Genomic DNA, 19,746 nt, shown 5'->3' with positions numbered 1-19,746 from the left:
CCTGAGCCAGGATCAAACTCTCTGATAAAAGATTTGTTCCAAGTTCAAAATCAACATACTAGCTAATTTATCCCTTTTACTGTTTTAAAGGATCTTTCGATCGTTTTGAATTACTTATTCAGAACTTTCGAGGATGTGTTTCACTGTTTAATTATCAAGGATCTCTGCTGTCCCGACTCGGATCAGCTCATTTATTTTATCACAGAACTTTTCGTTTGTCAAGAACTTTTTTAAATTTATTTTTTGAAGTTCTTTCGAACTTCTTTGCTGTTCTCTCGATCAGCAACTCGTTTATTTTATCAAACTCATTTGCTTTTGTCAAGAACTTTTTTCAAGTTTTTTTGAAGCAGTTTTTGCAGCCCGCGGCCGCCACCCGGCTCCGAACTAGGTTTTTCTGTTTCAAAAGAACTCATTCACTGTAGCTCTCGCTGACAGCTTAGTTATAATAACACCCCCGAAAGCAAAAGTCAACACCTTTTTTCGAATTTTCTTATTTTTAGAAAAATACGGTCAATTCTGCATATTCAGTATTTTATCTGACTATTTCTTTTTTTACTCCATCATCAAAATCTTTTTCGGCTGATATCGTACAATCTGGTATACCATAACCATAGAAGAAGCCAGCACAACCCCCATTCCACAAAGATACAATATTATAATCTGCTGTGTCTTAATTGCAGCCTGCACACCGTTCGAAAGATCTACAGCTATTTTTATCACATTCGCCAAAGGATAAGAAAAAATTACCCCCGCTGTAATTGCCAGCAATACCGGGCAAAAAGATTCCATCAACATCTGCAGCATAATCCGCATCTTTGTTTCTCCAACAGAAAGAAGAATGCCAATCTCAAACATGCGATCCCGCAAATTCATAAGAATCAAAAAACTTAATGTGATAGTTCCAAGGATTACGGAAACTATCACCATGAGATTCGAAATCCCTGCCAGGCTCTTCAGGCTGTCGGCCACCGCTTTATAAGCTGAAACATTTACCGTATAGTCCATATCATATTCTTCTTTGATATATTCCGGCATTTTTTTCGCATCTTCAGCAAACGCTCTTCCTTCTTCCGGGTCCTTCAACTGCAATGTAATTTCTTTTACATTATCATTTTCATTCATCTCATAAACTGGTGTATCCAGGGTATAGATAGCATTTGCTGGGTTATTATATACCACATTTCCACTGTAAGCTGCCTCGTTCGTACTGTAAATACCACTGATTTTAAATGTATACCGCTCCTTTGTGTATGGTGAAAGAACAGCTATGGTATCTCCTATTCCCAGTCCATTCCGTTCCGCAATCCCATCACTGACTACCGCTTCTTCTGCATTCTGCGGTACATGTCCCGAAATCAGTGTAACTACAGAAGAAACAGAACTAAAATACTCGACAGGATCAGATGATCCCTCCACATAAATATTTTCTGTTCCATTTTCTTCCTGTCCGTCCATAATTTCAGCTGTAAAGTTATCCGCCAGAGCAGCTGTCACCGTATTACAGCTGCCAAACCGAATTCTTTCATCAGCGCAGAGTTCCAAATATTTTTGATGTGAAATCGAATTCACACCGCGCGGCTCTTCACTGTATATCTGACGCTCATTCGATACAAGCACGCTTCCTCCGATGCTCGTCCGAATCTCCCATATCCGTTCCCGACTTGCCGCGCGGATACATAAGCCAAACAGGATCAGGATGGATAAAATCAGGAAACTTAAAAACATCAGAATTGTATTTTTTTTATGATAAGAAATACTGCGAAATGCTCTTTTGATCCAGTTCATAAAAACTTTCCCTCCCCCTCATGTTTAATCCTGCAATTTTTTCTTTTCCAGCCGTACCACCACATCTGCCTCCGCGGCAAATGCTTCCGAATGTGTAACTGCTATTACACATTTCTTATCTTCATGAGCCAGCTCTTTGAAAATTTTCACAATGCCAGCCGCCGTATCAACGTCCAGATTTCCCGTCGGCTCATCCGCAAGAATCACCTCTGCATTTGTCGAAATCGCACGCGCAATCGCTACGCGCTGCTGTTCGCCTCCTGAAAGTTTATTGATATTGCGGTTCATCTGATCTTCTGTAATTCCCATTCGTGTCAGAAGTTCCCGCGCCCGTTCTTTTTTGTTTTTAATCGGATTTGACGTAATTTCCATTGCCGCCAGCACATTCTCCAGCGGGGTCAGATAAGGCAGCAGATTATACGCCTGAAACACAATTCCAATCTTGCTGTTTCGATATCTTGTATAGCCAATTTCCCGGATATCTTTTCCTTCAAAGCACACGCAGCCGCTCTTAGGTTCTTCCAGCGCACCCGCCAAAGTCAGCGTCGTTGTTTTCCCCGATCCAGAAGGACCAACAATCGTGTAAAGAGTACCCTTCTCAAATGAATAGCTGGCTTTATCCAAAATATCAATTCTCTTTCCGCCGCTCTCGTAAAAATAGCTTACCTCTTTTAATTCCAGTTCTGCCATATTGTTCCTTTCTACTATAATCTAGTCGCCTCTACATTTTTCCAGTTCTCACTTCCGTAAGAAACCCATCTTTTACCAAATATACTTTATCAAATTTTTCCAGTTTATCATAATGATGTGTAATAAAAATCACAGATTTTTCCGGCATTTCTTCTGTTATAATTTTATAAAGATATTCATTGGCTTCTACATCAAATCCACTGGACGCTTCATCAAAAAGCATAACCGGCGCATCTTTCAATAGTGCCCGTGCAACCACAAGCTTTTGTCTTTCTCCTCCTGAAAGAAATGCTCCATCATCTCCTATTTGTGTTTTTTCTTTTTCTGGAAAACGTTGCAAGTATTTTTTCACGCCACTTTTCCTTAGTACCTCATTCAGTTTTTGTCTGTCTGCTTTCCCCTCCAAATCTATATTCTGCACAATGTCCCCCAAAAACAACGCTGATTTCTGACTCACAACAGAAAAAAGGCTTCGGTATTCTGATAATTTTAGCACTTTTATATTTTCACCATTACATAAAATTTCTCCTTCTTCCGGTTCATAAAATCGTAATAGTAATTCCAAAATTGTTGATTTTCCACTTCCATTTTTTCCAATAATAGCCACTTTTTCTCCCGGCTCAAGTTTAAAAGATACTTTCTTTAACACTTCCCTATCCTTTGTATACTGAAATCTCACATTTTTAAATTCTAATATTGGCGAAATCTCTTTTTCCACTCTTTTACTTCCACTTCGTTCCTCTTCCATATTCAAAAATGTATAAAGTCGTTCAGCGGACGGTTTGACACTTGCAAAATGCATACGCAGATCAATTAAACTATTTACCGGTCTTGTAACATAACTAGAATAAGAAACAAAAGCAAAAACTGAACCTATGGAAATTTTTCCCACGAACACCAAATATCCACCAACTAAATAAATAAGAATTGTTACACCCCACTCTAAAACAGCATCCCCAAAAATATTCCATGTCTCAATCATGGTTCCTTTCATTTCAACCGCTAACGATTTACAAATCTGTTTTAAAAATTCGCATTTTCTTAATTCATATAGATTCCACAATTTAATTTCTTCCACAGTATTAATTGTATCGCCAAGCCATCCTCCAAATTGTTGCTCAACTTGAATATACATTTTCATGTTTTTCTCACGCTTTTTAGCAAGACATTTTACTAACACGTATTTCACTGGAATTACTATCACTACAATGCATAACAGTTCAGGACTCAACAGCATAAGTCCAGCAAGTCCACTAATTACACGAAAAACATACGAAAAGCTCATCACTACATATCTATCTGTCATAGACGCAACCTGAGATACATCGCATTGTAACATTTGCACTATTTCCATACTATTTTTCATTTGAAAATAATGTTTTTTTAAATGCAATAATTTTCGAAATACATTGCAATACAAGTTCTTATAGAATGAATTATGTATTTCTGCAAAAGTTTTTGCCTGCACAACTTCAATCATTAAATATACCAGCACACAAACAAATAAACCGGCTACTCCATTAACAATTTGGGGCATATTTTTTTCGAGTATTCCGATGTCTGTGATCTGTTTTATCAATAATGGTTGCAGAAATACAGTTACTGTAGAAACAATAGTGCTTATACTCAAAATACCTATTTCTTTTTTATATTTGAGTAACTCTTTTAAAAAATATAAACATTTATTATTCTCTATTATTTTCTTCATTGTTCACAAATATAATATTTTTAATCCTTTAAGCAAACACTGATTCCTATTAGTCCAACCATACACACCCCAAGAAATATGTCCATCCAGACTATTTTCCCACTTTGCTTTTCTCCACTCGAAGGAGCCTTAAAAAATACTTTTTCAAAGCCTGTATCATTTTTATCAAAATATTTTTGTCCTATAACCTCTTCTTTCGTTTCATTCTCCTTCTTCTCAAGCCAATACTGGATCGAAATTTCCTGCATTTCTTCACCACCATATTCGGCTCTTTGATTATCTTTTGCAAGTTCTTCCGCTATTTTTCCGCCAAAAATCTTCATCGCACTATCTTGACTTTCTTCATAGGGTTTTCCAGCTCCCAAAAATAAAAATTGTCCTACTTTCTCCACGCTATCTGGAATCCGTATTTTTGACAAAGAAGAGCAATACATAAAGGCATTATCACCAATGCTCTCTAAACCATCATAAAAATAAATCTGTGTGATTCTAGTTCCCTGAAATGCGCTTTTTCCTACCTTTTTTAGTGTTTTTGGCATTACAATGCTGATAAACCCAGCAGTTGTATCACTGTACTGACCATCTTCCGCAAAGGCAGATTCCCCGATTTCAACAATGCCTTCGGATATCTGCACTGCCCGAAGATCCGTTTTTCTCAAAAAGCAGGAATCTCCGATTCTCGTCACTTCTTTCCCACCTACTTCTTTCGGTGTGACAATCACGCTTTCCGTCCCGATATAGTTTCGTAAAGTTACAGTTTCATCTTCTTCCACGCTATACTGGTAATCTCCCTCTTGGAGCCAGTCTGCCTGTAGCGAAACCTGTGTCGTTCCAGATTCCACTGCAAAAACGTCTTCCCGCCATACCAGCACCAGAACCATCGCTACGATCATTATCATTCTTTTTTTCTTCATGAACACCTACTTTCTGTCCAGCAATATAGATGCCGGGCTTTCTCTAGTTATTTTGCCGACTTGCAGAATTAATATCAAAAGGAAAAGATCTAAAATACCAAGAATCATCCCCGTCATGATTTTCCAGTTCCACTCAATGGACAAATCCGTATCAACAGTTACTCCCGTTGATTCATACGCAGCTATTTCGCTTGTCGGGAGCGCGTTTTTAATATTTCCCGACAGATCTTCATTTTCCTGCTCCACTTTCTCAGCCTGATTCGAAATCATCCGATCTGCGAAATACTCTGCTGTTGGTGTCGCACACAGCGCCGCAAAAACCAGGGCAATCAAAACCGGAACCAAATTCTCCAAAACGAACTGTCCTAAAATCCTTTTTCTGTGTTCCCCCATCGAAAGTAAAATTCCAATCTCACGTTTTCGCCCTTTGACTGACAGGCTGGTCAGAATGCCGAACAGTAAAATTCCGGCAGTCACAAATCCTACGATCATATATCCTATCAGACGATTCAATTTTTCAACAGGTTTCGCAACCATCTCATACCATTCCTTGTTTCGAATCAACTGATAGGACCATTCTCCAGATTCCAAATCCTGCTGTGATATTACCATTGGCTTTACGCTGGAACGTATTCCATTTTCATCGGTCTGTACAACATCATCCACACTTCCTATTTTTATTTTGTTTTTTGTTTCTTCTATGAATGGTTCAACTGATTTTGTATCTTTCAAATAGACCGTAACTGTATTAAATCCCACATTTTGAATTTTTAATGCTTTCATAGAATACTCGCAGAAAATATCCAGTGGAATAAAAATTAAATTATTGTGCCAGTCATTCACAACGGAATCGGACTGATAAACCTCTGGAGTTCTGTAAATGCCTCGAATTTTGAAACTAATTTCTTCCGGGGCACTTACTTTATAGTATTCGATCGTTCCCTGCTCCATTTTATATTTAACAGTATCGCCCACATGGAGATGATTTTTTTCGGCGTATTTTTCTCCTACCACAGCTTCGTATTTGCCCCGTTCTCCGTAGCTCAGTCCGCTTCCTTCCACAATCCTGTAACCCTTTGCCAGAAAATAGGTATCGTATGCGCAGTCCAGTGTTCCAACAGCCGTCATCGTATACATGCCTGAATCTTTCAGATAACCTTTTAGGCGCTGTTGTGTCTCCTCGCTGATATATGTTTCCGTATCCACCGGATCAAGCCAATATGTTCCCGCTTCCATGGTGTACCCCTGAACATAATTGCTGTCAATGAACTTTTCTACGATTGCGGACGGGATCGCATATACAGTACATGATTTTCCAGCTTCTCCCTCGGCCGGCCCGCGCAGAGTAATAGAGTTGGCCAATGTTTCCTGTGCTCTTTTCACTTTATTTCCACTTGCAATTCCAATCATCAGCATAGAAAATATCGCCAGGAAAAGTACTAAAAACAGTATGATATACATCAATGTTTTCGCAGGAGTACTTCTTAATTTTCTGCTTGCTCTTTTCAACATATTCTTTCTTCCCCCTATATATTTCAAAATGCGACAAGCTTATGTTTAATTTTCAAGTGTCCAAATAATCCTATCGCTCAATTTTTCTATTTGAGAATCACTTTTAATATCAACAACTGATATTTTTTTCAAATGCTCAAAATCCCTTTCCTTGTCAATTAATTTTAAAAAACACATCTTTTTTTGTTCAAAACTCGCATCCATATCAATTGCAAATTCTGATATTCCAATATCATTAATTGTAATATCATATCTTTTTTGAACCTCATCTTTAACATGACTAATAAACGCTTCTTCATAGCGCATATATGGTAGCATCAAAACACTATAATCTGGTTCTATTGCACACATAAACAATTGTGTAGTAATGCCAAAATCATTAGAATATTGTGGATTAAACGAGAGACATGCTCCTGGTATCCCAACAATTACAATATCATAATCTTGTTCTAACCGCTTTACAGCCGCATTTATATTTATAATTATCTCTTCATTCCTATTTTTCCCATTTAAATATTTCTTTTCAAAGCAAAATGTATCTTTCCCAATTAATCCATTTAATCCAGAAACAATTGCTGCAACTTTATATCCTTTTTGTTTCAAACATTTTTGCAGTTCTAATTCCATTTTCAATTTTCCACTATTTTGTGTCAAACCCAAAACGCAAATAACCGGAATATTTATCTTTCTTACTCTTAAATCGTCACACTTTTTTTGAATTTTTAATTTTTTAGCAACAACGACATTTTCATAATGCTGATCTATCTCTAAACTGTTCCTGATATTATTAATAGAAACTATCGTTATGGATTTCTGCTTTGCTGTTTTCACCACGCTCTTTATATATTCAGGCGATGCATCGTGCCAACTTTCAAGAAGAATTAACACTTCACATTCTTTTATAATATTACCTATTCCCTCCTCTATTATTATCTCACTACCATCACAACGTTGAATTTTTTTCCCGCAAAGTCCCCATGCTTTTATTGAAGCAATATGCATAATTTCACCATATCTACATTCATGTATGTTCTCAAATAGTGTTATACTTTCTTGATCTACCGGAAATATACCTACTCTTTTTAACATTTTCATTCATACTCCTCAAATTTATAACCAAGTTCTTTTAAAGTACAGTAATTTTTCATTGCCTCTTCAAATCCCCCTCTAACCTTCCAGCAATGTTTTTCTATTTCTTTATTTGAAATATTTTTAGTGTCATCTGCACATGCTATACAAATTGTGCAATGTTGATATGCCCAACAATCCTTACACCGGTCTTGCGAATATCGTTCTATATTTAGCAAATTTAACACTTTGTTTTTATCTATTCCTTTTTTTATATCACCTATTTTGGAAACTTCTGATATTTCACTCACTCGCTCACACGGATATATATTTCCTTCTGCTGTTACAAAAATTTTTTTCGCGCCTGGAATACAGGGACCACTATGATGATTTACCTTTGAAATCTCTTCTTGCATTTTTTCCTCATGTTGTTTAATTTCTCTCATTTCATTATCAAATTCTTCTTTTACTGCTCTAGCCACAAATTTTTCATTAATTCGTTTTAATTTTGAAAGAAAACATTTAAAATATTCATATTCCTGTTCTTCAACAAATTCTCCGCTAAATTCACATTGTTTATCCGTATAATTATCATTCAAAACAGATATTCTACTCAAATTTTTCGAAATCAGCCTATCTTTATCCAAAAACTCATATATTGTTCTTAACTCATTTTGGGGATCTAACACTGTGTTGAAAGACACATTTTTTTTATAATATTTTCTGTCCATACTATATATCATTTTCATGCTATCTCTCAATTTTTCAAATGATCCTCTATTACTTCCTGCAAATATTCTATTTTTATCGTGCACTTCTTTAGGCCCATCCAAACTAAACATAATTTGTATATTATTTTTAATAAAATACTGAACAATTTCTGGTGTAAACAACGTTCCATTAGTGGTCAAATTAAAATGTACCGTTCTTTGGCAATATTCTCTCTTCACATACTCAACTACTTCTTTTATCAATCTGAACATTAATAATGGCTCTCCGCCATAAAATGATATATATATGTCTTCGCTAGACATCGAATGCCCATACAAATAATCTACTGCTTCTTTTGCAGTTTCCCAGCTCATTTCTTTTTGACTATGATTTCTATTTTTATAATCACCAGAATAAACACAATAACTGCAACGCAAATTACATTTTTGTGTCACTTGCAAAACTAACTGATTCATTCTATTTTCTAAATAAGATTCTAAAAAGTCCGTAGCAAAATGTTTTACCTCTTCTACCCGCGTTCTTTTCAAATATCCTTCATTTATTAGCTTTTCTATTTCTCTTTCCGCTTTTTCATCCCAAATATTGTTTTCCAAAAAATTATATGTTTCGAAAGACACCTGAATAATTTTATCAGTATTCACATCATATACATAATATTCTTTTGCAGTTTTGAAACAATGAATAAATGGTTTATGCATGTTCTTTTCCTCTTGTTTTATATGCTATTTCTTTGTTAATCAATTTTATTATGTCATCAAATGTATCAAATTTTCCAGCCACAATATCTTTTTCCTTAAAATGAATATCAAATTCTTTTTCTAACTCCACATATACATTTATCAAATCTCTTGCGCTGAATTTTAGATCATTTCCTAAAAGCTTTTGATTTTTCCAGTCTTTTTTCTGTTCTAAATTTCTATATTTCTTTAATATATCTTTCACTTTTTCTTCTATCATTTCTATTCTCTTTCATCAAATCTACTATTGTCAGCATTTTTACTCTACAACAAACATATCAACATTTTAACAAACGCTATTTCAAAGGATCTATAATACTTCTAGCCATATTCTTAAACGATTTTTTATAATGCTTAAATCAACTTTTAAACTTATCCTCTAATTAAAATGAGGACTAGAGGACTACCACTAATTAACACTGTAGCAGCCCTCATCTTTCTTACATTTTAGTGATTAGCATTAGATCCAAATACACTTGTGTATAACTGATTCTGCGCCTGAGCTTTCTGAACATAGGCAGACCCACACGTAGAAAAGCATGTGCATGAACACGGTCCATTTGCATAAACACTCACATTATTTCTTCCCTTATGTTCTTTCTTTTTAAGCGTTTTCTTCATTTGAATACCTCCCTTCGAGCATAATTTTATTACCCATTGCGATCGCAAAAGTAATCCAGTAAATTTTAGTCGTCTAAAAGTTGCATTATTATCCATTTATATGCGTTATAACAATTTTCAAACTGCATTTGCTCCATCCTTGTTTTCACATTCCATCCTTTTTTATCAAAAACCTCAAAATCTATCAAACTATTACTTTCAAATATATTTTTATCCGTTTGAATAATAAGCACATCTGGATTGTATATTGTATTTACTGCCATTATTAACGTCTCTGTCACATTCCCATGCGTATAAAATTCTAATGGAATTTCTGCCACGCAAGACTCTTTTAGGTTCTTTTCTGATGTTAATACTATACACTCATAGTCTTCCTTCCCAAAACACTCATATAACAACTTTGCCCCAATAACAGTACGTGTTAAAATTATCGGAATTGACCACGCTTTATTATTCACAATCCCATTCCATTCCAATTCTTTTTCATAGATACATTTGTTTATATGATTCATAATAAATTTTTTTGCATCTTGGTATGAACCTTTTTTATTTTTCCTTAAATAACATATCAAAAGCACAGTAATAATCGGAGCTGCAAAACTATTTGATTTGTATTCTTTCCCAACAATCTTCTTTAAAACGTCATCAAAATTTAACTGTATCGAATTCATTTCCGAAAAAGGAAATGATTTAGACACCGAAATTTCTTTTTCCTGCAATTTAGCAATATAATTTCTTACCCCGAAAACCCCATCAAAGCATGCCGGCCATGTAGGAAAGTTTGTATTTGATAGCGCTGCACATAATATCATTTTATTAGAAACCATTTGTTTTATAATATTTTCTATCTTTTTTGCATCTATATAATTTGTTGTTCCAACACTCATATGCACAAGTTTTATCTTTTCTTTTAAGCACCATTCTAACGCCGCTTTGAATGAATCAATGCTACCTCTTTCCCCTGTTTCCATAATTTTTATAGAGATAAATTCTACCTCTGGGCAAAAATATTTGATGATACTATAACACTTATCGCCATGTGTTAGTTTATATCTCTTTCTAAACAGATTATCTTTTTTTTCAGAATTGCACAAAACAACTTTTTTATTCTCATCAACATAGTATTCATTCTCACTCAGAAACAGCCCCCCTGCTGTCCCGTCATCTATAATTACATATTTTCCATCGTTTTTTTTATTTTTCATATGCAAATAGTCTTGTTCAGCTTTTCTTTTTCGTCTACATACTTACATTATATCTATATTTCTTCTTTTTTCAATGTGCTTTTTGTACATATTTTCAGTTTTTATTCATTATAAATTCACATAAATATTTTTTTCACAAAAACATGTAATTTTTTTTATATAAATACGTATATTTATAGATATTTCTTTTCATATCAGTTCAACCCCCATATTTTCCACAACTCTCAACTTTTTCCACTAATATCCTATTTGTTCTTTCATTTCCATTCTTATCCCCTTCTATCTAGCAGATTCTTCCGCTCTCAACTTCAGAGAAAAAGCGGTCGGCGTGTGGGCGGCGGATGCGGTGGGAGGGGAGAAACGTGCCGGGGCGCGGGGCATTGATTTGGGTGGGAGCGGAACCTGACGCGGACGGGACGGAACGGGGGAGATGAAATCCGGCTCACAAAGCCGGATTTCAAGAGACACTGAGTCGGGAAAACATCAGTTTTCCTGACGAATTGTCTCGGTGCTCCCCCGTTCCGTCCCATCCACGCCAAGGTCTCCGCCCCACCCAAATCACAGCCCCGCACCCCGGCACGTTTCTCCCCTCCCACCGCATCCGCCGCCCACACGACGCCCGCTTTTCCTCGTCCCCCCTCCCACCAAAAAACGGCCCCACAAGGAACCGTTTTTTCTCATCTTATAATACATTCTTCAACAGCATCAGCACCGGATTATTCTCCCGAATCCATGCCAGCGCCATATCGCCCTGGATCTGCTTCATGCATACATTCCCCCAGTGTGTCGCCTGAAAGCAGTACACCACCGCAAAGAAAATCCAGATCCACAGCACCGCACGCACGACACCAAGTCCTGCTCCTCCCATGCGGTTCAAAAAGCTGATCCCCGGAATTTCCGCGATCAGTTCCACAATTTTCACCGCAATCGTCACCAAGGCAACGGCCAGCACCAGGGTCAGAAAGAAAGCGATTCCTTTCATAATCTTTTCGGATACTGCTTTCGCCGCATAGGATGCCAGACTGTGCAACTGTTCCTCCTGGTACTCCTGCACCGCGCCGCTTCCGAGAATCTGGTTCACCAGCTCCTCCGGCACGCCCATGCTCTCCAGCCATTTCTTCTGCACATCCTGGTTTTCCCCCGACAGAAATTCATTGTTTTCAAATGTCTCTAAACATTTCTTCTCCACATACTGCGGCAGCTCCGTTCGCTCATTCAGCACATCCGTCACATACGGATTCATCCAGATCGCCAGTCCTGTCACCAGAATCAGGGACACCATGGACAGCACTGTCCGGACCAGCCCCTTTCGATATCCAGCCAGCGCGGAAAGAATGCACACCGCAAGTAATACGTATCTCAGCCAATTCATGTTTTTCTTCTCCTATTTCAGCCGGATCATCGAAACGCCGTCCTCCTCCGCGAGCAGATACCGGTTCTGCCCCATGCCGAGGATCTCGTGAATCTGTGTTTCGCTGACCACGCCGCTGTACTTCTTTCTTCCATTTAAGGTATATACACACAGCTCCTGCCGGTTCGTCAGCAGAATCTGTTTTTCTTCTATCTGAAGGTTCTGGTAATAGAAATCCAGATTTTCATCCGCAAGCTGCTTTCCTTTCAGATTGTAGATTTTCATCCGGTAAGGATGATCGTCGCTCTCCCCGCGCAGAATCAGAACCACGCGGTCGTCCGCATACGCGCAACTTAAAATTTCTCCATCTTCCGATACGCTCACCGTTTCCTTCGGCTTGTTTGTTCCTTCATAAACGCGGAAGCCGTTGTCAAAGAAGGCAACCCATGAGGATGTTCCCGCGGTTTCGATCTGCGGGCACAGCATATCGGTGTAGCTCGATGAGCTTGCAAGATTGTCCACCAGATCCTCGCCCCTGCTTCCGAAATTGTAGAAAGCGACCTGTGATTTCATCTTGCCGCCGTCTTCGTAAGCGTAGGAAACCGCCATCCAGAGTCCGTCCGCGGAAAGTGAGAGATCCATCGGATAGCCCGGGCTGTCCATGTTCGGGTGAGAGGAGGCGATCTCCGTTCCATCGGTATTATAGTATTTGATCCAGCTCTCCCCGTTGTTTTCCAGAATCGCCGCAACGACGCCCTGGCCTGCAACGGATGCTTTCACGATCGGATACGACGCGGTAATTTCGCCGGCCTTTCCATCGGCATCGTATACAACAATTTTGGTTCCGTTTTTATCGTAAATGGCAATTGCATCGCCGCAGGATATCATCTGCGGATTTTCCATGGTATAATGATCGCTCCAGAGGGTCTGATTTTCCCGGTCGCGCAGTTCGATGCCGTCGATACCGTAGCGCACGATCTTATTTCCGGATTTCTGAAACATATACGTATCGGTGTCCTCGGTCTCTGTTGCCTGTACTGTGTCGTATCCCTGAAAAGTACGCAGCTGAAGCCATACCCCTGTACCAATTCCGGCCGCGAGAATGGCTCCTGCAAGGATTCCAACGGTGATCCGGCGTCTGCGTTTTCTTTTTCTGTTTTCTGCTTTATACTCCTCAAGATCCCGGACTTTTGCTCCGTTCTCCTGTTCTTCTCTGTTTTTTCCGTCCATTTTCATTCCCCTTATGTTCTTTTCGGACTTATTTTCTGCCGCCCTTTCGGCCGCAGTTTGATTCCGCTCTAGTGTACCATATTTTTCTCTATTTGGGGAGGTATATTTTCTGCCCCGCATATATGAGATCTTCTACCGCGATCTGGTTCAGTTCGCAGATATCTTTCACTCTGCTCATCGTTCCGTAATATCTCTCACTGATTTTCGAGAGGCTGTCCCCCTTCTGTACGGTGTACTCCTGCCAGACCTGCGCGGCGGTTTCTGCCGTCTCACTGCCGGAAGCAGTTCCCGGGGCGGACGATGGCTCTGCTCCCGGTGCTGGATCTGTCTGCACCGTACCGGTATTGTTCTCCGCTGCACCAGTCTGCTCCCCGCCGGATGTGCTTTGCTCTCCGCTGCCTGCCGGATCCGTTCCGGATAAATTCTGCTCCTCACTTACCGCCGCGCTCCCGCTCTCATTTTCCGTTTCCAGTTCCGTTCCTGTGCTTTCCGGTGTCGAAGTATTTTCCCCTGTGTTTCCCTCTTCCGCCGCTGATGCTTCCGCTGCACTCTCCGCCGTCTGTGTCTTCTCTCCCTGTACGTTTCCCGCCACTGCTACCGTCTGCTCCTTTGTTTTCCCCGGAAACGGCAGCGCATCTCCGTATTTCTGCGTCACCGTCACAAGAAGCGCCGCAGCCGCGCATGCTGTCATCGCATAGAGGATCGGCTTTCTGTGATCGTGTTCCGGCTCCTCCCCGCTCTTCTCCTCAATCATCTTCCGAAAATCGCTGACAGCGCGGTCGGGCACGCTCTCTCCGTTTTCGATCGACCGGTTCTGATTCTGATCGATCAGATACGACTGCATCGGCTCATTCTTTTCATAATAAATGTAAAAGCCTCCCGTGCTCCGCAGGGTGCCGCCCTCGTACGTATAGAAGGTTTCCTCTTTTTCCTGTCCGTTGACGCGGAACAGCGTCTTGTCATTTCCGCCGAAGTGGTTCAGATGCGCTCGGATGATCTGTTCATTCAGATCCTCCCCGTATCCCGGAAGAGAAAGTGCCCAGCCGAGGATCTGCTGGTTTTTGAAATATTTTTCCATCACATCGTGGACCTCCGTCCATACTGCATCATCGAAGACCAGGTGATCCGGCGCCGGCTCCATCGTATGAATCGCGGCCGCGCTGCGGATAAAAAAGTAGGAAATTCCGTCCGCCCACTTAAATTCACCGAACAGCATGGCGGCACGTCCCTCTGGTGCGGAAAAATATTTTTTCAGAAAGGTTCCGACATAATCTTCCAGATAAATCCGCTCCCTGCCGTTCGTATCACCGACCTGGCGGATATTTTTCGGCAGATGAAAGTATCCCTCGTTGCCGTTCGCCTGCTCTTTGTTTTCTTTATAGACAATCTCAATCATGCTTTTCACCCCTTTTTGCCTACTTTATCACGGATGTTCCGCGAAAAAGATCGTTTTGGGGCAGGGCTGTCACGGTTTTTTCCGACTGTTTTCCCGTTTTTCTGCACCGGAGGGCATGTCATGTTTTTTTCATTGCAGGAATAGTTTATACCATATACGGTTAAACTGTGGATGATTCTTCTGAAAGGCAGGTACCGGTCATGTTTCGAAAAAAAGACGCCGAAGTTTACTACATCAATGAGCGAAGCCGCAGCGCCAGCGAAGAGCTGGCGTCGCTGTTTTCTTACTGCATTCAAAAGGACGGACGCATGTTCCGTGAACTGGTATTTCTCTGCATCGGAAGCGACCGGATCACTGGGGATTCCTTAGGACCGCTGATCGGGTACCAGCTTTCGCCGTACTGCAGCCGCATTTTTCATGTCTATGGAACGCTGGATGACCCGGTGCACGCCCTGAATCTACCGGACCGGATTTCGTACATCCATTCCCGCCACCCGGAGGCACTGCTCGTTGCGATTGATGCTTCGCTTGGTTCGCGGCGTCATCAGGGATACATCACGATCGGAAACGGGGCGATCCGGCCGGGCGCGGGGGCAGGGAAGACGCTGCCCGAGGTCGGGGATATTTTTATCACAGGCATTGTGAATGTATCGGGCAGTTTTGAACAGCTTCTTCTGCAGACAACCCGGCTTGCCACGATTTTCCATATGGCGGAATCCATCTCGCAGGGAATCCTGCTCGCCTGCCGGGAACTTGAGGCGGCCGGGACAAGCGAACTTCTGCTTTAAGAAAAACTGCAGACAGCAAAACAGGCAGAGACTGCACCATTTTCCGGTGTGGCCTCTGCCTGTTTTCTTTTGTCATTTATTTCGAAAAATCTTATTTACAGAACTCTTTTACCTGCTCGTAAACGCCCTCGCCGTCGAGTTTGTATTTTGCAAGAAGAGCGGCTGCCGGGCCGGACTCTCCGAAGACGTCCTGTACACCGATTTTTTTCACCGGAACCGGGCATTTCTCTGCCAGTGCATCGCAGACTGCGCTTCCAAGTCCTCCGATCACCGAGTGCTCTTCTACGGTTACGACTTTGCCAGTCTCTTTTGCTGCTGCAACGATCAGCTCCTCATCCAGCGGTTTGATGGTGTGGATGTTGATGATCTTGGCATCAATGCCGTCTGCGGCAAGTTTCTCTGCTGCTTCCAGAGCGGAGCTTACGCAAAGGCCTGTTGCAACGATGGTGACATCCTTGCCTTCACGGAGAACAACGCCTTTTCCGAGCTCAAATTTGTAATCCGGTCTGTCGTTGATCACCGGCACTGCCAGACGTCCGAAACGAAGGTAAACCGGTCCGTTGTATTCATAAGCTGCTTTCACGCAGGCTTTTGCCTCTACATCATCTGCCGGGTTCAGGATGACCATGCCCGGGATGGTTCTCATCAGGGCGATATCCTCGTTGCACTGATGTGTTGCGCCGTCTTCTCCTACGGAAATTCCGGCATGGGTAGCACCGATTTTTACGTTCAGATGCGGGTATCCGATGGAGTTGCGCACCTGCTCAAACGCACGGCCTGCGGCAAACATCGCGAAGGTGCTTGCGAACGGAACGATGCCTGTGGTGGAAAGACCGGCAGCGATTCCCATCATATTACATTCTGCGATACCACAGTCGATGTGGCGGTCCGGATATGCTTTTTTGAACACACCGGTCTTGGTTGCTGCTGCAAGGTCAGCGTCGAGTACGATCAGATTGTCATGCTCTGCGCCAAGCTCAACCAGTGCATTACCGTAACTTTCTCTTGTTGCGATTTTCTTTACTTCTGACATAACGCTTCACCTGCCTTTTCCAGTTCTGCCATAGCAATTGCGTACTCTTCATCGTTCGGAGCTTTTCCGTGCCAGCCTACCTGGTTCTCCATGAAGGAAACGCCTTTTCCTTTTACGGTCTTTGTGATGATGGCGGTCGGCATGCCTGTTACGGTGCGCGCCTCATCAAATGCAGCTTTCAGCTGATCGAAATCGTTGCCGTCCGCTACGTTGATTACGTGGAAGTTGAATGCCTCGAATTTTTTGTCGATCGGGTACGGGCTGTTGACATCTGCTACGTTTCCGTCGATCTGAAGTCCGTTGTTGTCTACGATCACAATGAGGTTGTCCAGATGTTTTGCTCCGGCAAACATGGCTGCCTCCCAGACCTGTCCTTCCTGGATTTCACCATCGCCAAGAAGTGTATAAACACGAAATGCTTTGTTCTGCAGTTTTGCACCGAGTGCCATTCCGACTGCTGCGGAGATTCCCTGTCCGAGGGAACCGCTTGACATATCAACGCCCGGGATATGTTTCATATCCGGATGTCCCTGCAGGTAAGAGCCAAGGTGACGAAGGGTCAGCAGGTCTTCTTTCGGGAAGTAACCTTTTTCAGCCAGTGCTGCGTAGAGTCCCGGCGCTGTGTGGCCTTTCGAAAGTACAAAACGATCGCGGTCCGGATCTTTTGGATTTTTCGGGTCCACGTTCATTTCTTCAAAATACAGATACGTGAAAATATCGGCTGCAGACAGAGATCCGCCCGGATGGCCGGCCTTTGCTGCATGAACGCCGCTGACGATCCCTTTGCGGATCTCATTGGCCGTCTTCTGAAGTTCTAACTTGTTCATGTCTTTTCTCCTTGTTTAGTTGGATCGGAATCAAAAGCTGGAAATATCGCTATTGTTCACTTCGTTCACAATACCATATTTCCAGCTTTTATGCAATCATGTTTAGGTCTTATTCGCCGAATACAGCTTTGTAGTCAGCCTGGAATTTTGCAATTCCGGCGTCGGTCAGCGGATGTTTGGTCATCTGTACGATTACGTTGTATGGAACAGTTGCAATGTCTGCACCAGCCAGTGCGCAGTCGGTTACGTGGATCGGGTTGCGGACGCTTGCTGCGATGATCTCGGTGTCGATGCCGGCTACGTCGAAGATCTCAACGATTTCACGGATCAGATCAACGCCGCGGGTGCTGATGTCATCGAGTCTTCCAAGGAATGGGGAAACATAAGTTGCACCTGCTCTTGCAGCCAGAAGTGCCTGGTTTGCGGAGAAGATCAGGGTTACGTTTGTCTTGATGCCCTCTGCGCTCAGAACTTTAACAGCTTTGAGTCCTTCTACGGTCATCGGGATTTTAACAACCATGTTTGGATGGATGGCTGCGATCTCACGGCCTTCTTTGATCATGCCTTCTGCATCTGTTGTGGTAGCTTTTACCTCGCCGCTGATCGGTCCGTCTACGATCTCGGTGATCTCTTTGATGACCTCTTTGAAGTCACGTCCTTCTTTTGCGATCAGGGACGGGTTGGTGGTAACGCCGCAGATAACGCCCATGTCGTTTGCTTTTTTAATGTCCTCTACTTTTGCTGTGTCGATGAAAAATCTCATGTTGTTTTTCCTCCCATATTCATACTTTCGTACGGTTTCGGGGCCTGTTGTTTTCCGCAGAACGGCTCCGTTTCTCTGTTATCTCCAGTATAGATATGTTTGGTTTTTCCGTCAAGTCGGCCTCATTTTTATTAATTAATTTTATTATTTATAAATACTATTTCATAAATAACTCTGGCGGATTTTTTCTCATTTTTTCCGGTTTTTCCTTTTCTTTGTGTTTTCCCGGTTTGCGCCGGAGCTGTTTTATTCAAAATTATTAATAATAACTTCAGCCGTCCTATTTATTTTTTAATTTTTCGGTTCTTGCATACGAAGTGCTGCGCCGCACGATCAGTTTCGGCTCATACTCGACATGATACGTGCTTAAGGGTTCATTGCCGTCCTGGCTTTCCCGAAGAGACTGGATTTTCCGCAGGATGATATCGCACGCATCGCGGCCCTTCAATGGCACATAGTGGTCGATCGTCGTCAGGGAAATCGAGCGGAAGCTGGAATAGACAGTGTTGTCACATCCCACTACGGAAATATCCGCCGGAATGCGCAGTTTGCTCTCGAGCACGGCGTCCATGATCCCGAACGCGATCATATCATTCATGCCGACGATTGCCGTAAGGTTCTTGTCCTCCCGCAGCAGTTCCTTCGTCAGATAATAGCCCATCTTGTACTCAGAATCCATACTCGGGATCACCTCGTCGAGGTCCTCATCCGCCGATTTGACGATCACGCCGTCGCCGTATCCTGCCTCCTCAAACTCGCGCACAAAGCCCTCCACGCGTTTCAGGCGCTGGCCCTGTTTGGAAGTCAGCGGAGGTGAAACAAACGCCACATGCCGGTGTCCCAGTTCCAGCAGGTGGCGTGCCATCAGCCTGCCGGGTTTTGCATTGTTCAGCTCAACCGCATCAATTTCCAGCAGCTCTTCCCGGTTGTTGATGATGACAAGCGGAATCTCCGCGGCCAGCTCCTCCACTTTTTCCTTGCAGCTTCTGCTCGGATTGCAGGTGTAGATAATGCCGCGCGGGCGCACACTCTTCATCATCCGAAGATAATTCTCTTCGATTTTCAGGTCCCTCTGCGTATTGCAGACAAAGACCCCGTAATTCTTCTCTTTTGCAACTTCTTCGATGCCGTGCAGCAGCATCACATAGTAAGGATTCGTCAGCGTCGGACAGAAGACGACGATCAGCTTGTTGCCGTTCGACTCTCTTCTCATCTTCCGCCGCGGAATCTGGTAGCCCAGCTCTTTTGCCGCCGCCTCCACTTTTTCTACTGTTTCCCGCGAGAACGAAACGTTTTCCCGCCGGTTCAGGATCATGGAGACCGTCGCCTGGGATACGCCTGAGGCTGCTGCGACATCACTGGATGTCACTTTTTTTCTGCCCATAA

17 protein-coding genes are annotated in these 19,746 nt (G+C 42.2%); 1 reads left to right on the top strand and 16 read right to left on the bottom strand.

Going from position 1 to position 19,746, the window contains the following annotated elements; genetic code table 11:
* Positions 1-552: 552 nt before the first annotated feature.
* From DXD02_RS10645 to DXD02_RS10590, 12 genes are all read right to left on the bottom strand, one after another.
* Positions 553-1,785, bottom strand: a complete 1,233-nt coding sequence (locus DXD02_RS10645) for an ABC transporter permease (protein ID WP_055226878.1) — start codon at positions 1,783-1,785, stop codon at positions 553-555.
* Positions 1,786-1,809: 24 nt separating this feature from the next.
* Entirely contained in the window at positions 1,810-2,475 is a 666-nt protein-coding gene (locus tag DXD02_RS10640; RefSeq protein WP_055226876.1) for an ABC transporter ATP-binding protein, read from the bottom strand.
* A 31-nt stretch (positions 2,476-2,506) separates the two neighbouring features.
* Entirely contained in the window at positions 2,507-4,183 is a 1,677-nt protein-coding gene (locus DXD02_RS10635; RefSeq protein WP_055226874.1) for an ABC transporter ATP-binding protein, read from the bottom strand.
* A 20-nt stretch (positions 4,184-4,203) separates the two neighbouring features.
* On the bottom strand, positions 4,204-5,097 hold the full coding sequence (locus tag DXD02_RS10630; protein WP_022463281.1) for a leucine-rich repeat domain-containing protein: 894 nt from the start codon (positions 5,095-5,097) through the stop codon (positions 4,204-4,206).
* A gap of 6 nt (positions 5,098-5,103) precedes the next feature.
* Positions 5,104-6,513, bottom strand: coding sequence for an ABC transporter permease (locus DXD02_RS10625; RefSeq protein WP_158554998.1), 1,410 nt, complete (start codon positions 6,511-6,513; stop codon positions 5,104-5,106).
* A gap of 141 nt (positions 6,514-6,654) precedes the next feature.
* The gene (locus DXD02_RS10620; RefSeq protein WP_055226872.1) at positions 6,655-7,698 is read right to left on the bottom strand and encodes a DUF1611 domain-containing protein; all 1,044 of its coding nucleotides are present in this window, start codon (positions 7,696-7,698) and stop codon (positions 6,655-6,657) included.
* Between the two features lie 2 nt (positions 7,699-7,700).
* Entirely contained in the window at positions 7,701-9,107 is a 1,407-nt protein-coding gene (gene ccpM, locus DXD02_RS10615) for a Cys-rich peptide radical SAM maturase CcpM (protein ID WP_055265672.1), read from the bottom strand.
* On the bottom strand, positions 9,100-9,366 hold the full coding sequence (locus DXD02_RS10610; RefSeq protein WP_055226866.1) for a hypothetical protein: 267 nt from the start codon (positions 9,364-9,366) through the stop codon (positions 9,100-9,102). Before DXD02_RS10610 ends, ccpM begins: the two co-directional genes overlap by 8 nt.
* Positions 9,367-9,832: 466 nt before the next feature.
* Positions 9,833-10,972, bottom strand: a complete 1,140-nt coding sequence (locus tag DXD02_RS10605; RefSeq protein WP_055226864.1) for a hypothetical protein — start codon at positions 10,970-10,972, stop codon at positions 9,833-9,835.
* Between the two features lie 682 nt (positions 10,973-11,654).
* On the bottom strand, positions 11,655-12,344 hold the full coding sequence (locus DXD02_RS10600) for a CvpA family protein (protein ID WP_118666825.1): 690 nt from the start codon (positions 12,342-12,344) through the stop codon (positions 11,655-11,657).
* Positions 12,345-12,356: 12 nt separating this feature from the next.
* Positions 12,357-13,553: a DUF5711 family protein gene (locus tag DXD02_RS10595; RefSeq protein WP_055226860.1), complete on the bottom strand. Its 1,197-nt coding sequence runs from the start codon at positions 13,551-13,553 to the stop codon at positions 12,357-12,359.
* An 88-nt stretch (positions 13,554-13,641) separates the two neighbouring features.
* Positions 13,642-14,949: a LysM peptidoglycan-binding domain-containing protein gene (locus DXD02_RS10590; protein WP_055226858.1), complete on the bottom strand. Its 1,308-nt coding sequence runs from the start codon at positions 14,947-14,949 to the stop codon at positions 13,642-13,644.
* A 200-nt stretch (positions 14,950-15,149) separates the two neighbouring features.
* On the opposite strand from DXD02_RS10590, the gene yyaC reads away from it, so the two are divergent.
* Positions 15,150-15,737 carry a spore protease YyaC gene (yyaC, locus tag DXD02_RS10585; RefSeq protein ID WP_055226856.1) on the top strand — a complete coding sequence of 196 codons (588 nt, stop codon included), beginning with the start codon at positions 15,150-15,152 and terminating at the stop codon, positions 15,735-15,737.
* Between the two features lie 91 nt (positions 15,738-15,828).
* On the opposite strand, the gene DXD02_RS10580 is transcribed toward yyaC, so the two are convergent.
* From DXD02_RS10580 to DXD02_RS10565, 4 genes are all read right to left on the bottom strand, one after another.
* Entirely contained in the window at positions 15,829-16,770 is a 942-nt protein-coding gene (locus tag DXD02_RS10580) for a transketolase family protein (protein ID WP_055219295.1), read from the bottom strand.
* Positions 16,758-17,597, bottom strand: a complete 840-nt coding sequence (locus DXD02_RS10575; RefSeq protein WP_118666824.1) for a transketolase — start codon at positions 17,595-17,597, stop codon at positions 16,758-16,760. Before DXD02_RS10575 ends, DXD02_RS10580 begins: the two co-directional genes overlap by 13 nt.
* A gap of 109 nt (positions 17,598-17,706) precedes the next feature.
* Complete coding sequence (gene fsa / locus DXD02_RS10570; protein ID WP_022463272.1) at positions 17,707-18,360, bottom strand: fructose-6-phosphate aldolase; 654 nt, start codon at positions 18,358-18,360, stop codon at positions 17,707-17,709.
* A 280-nt stretch (positions 18,361-18,640) separates the two neighbouring features.
* The gene (locus DXD02_RS10565; protein ID WP_022463271.1) at positions 18,641-19,744 is read right to left on the bottom strand and encodes a LacI family DNA-binding transcriptional regulator; all 1,104 of its coding nucleotides are present in this window, start codon (positions 19,742-19,744) and stop codon (positions 18,641-18,643) included.
* Between the last annotated feature and the right edge of the window lie 2 nt (positions 19,745-19,746).

This window comes from Blautia sp. TF10-30 (genome assembly GCF_003481245.1).
Taxonomy (GTDB): Bacteria; Bacillota; Clostridia; order Lachnospirales; family Lachnospiraceae; genus Fusicatenibacter; species Fusicatenibacter saccharivorans.
This window is presented reverse-complemented; position numbering and strand designations above follow the sequence as displayed.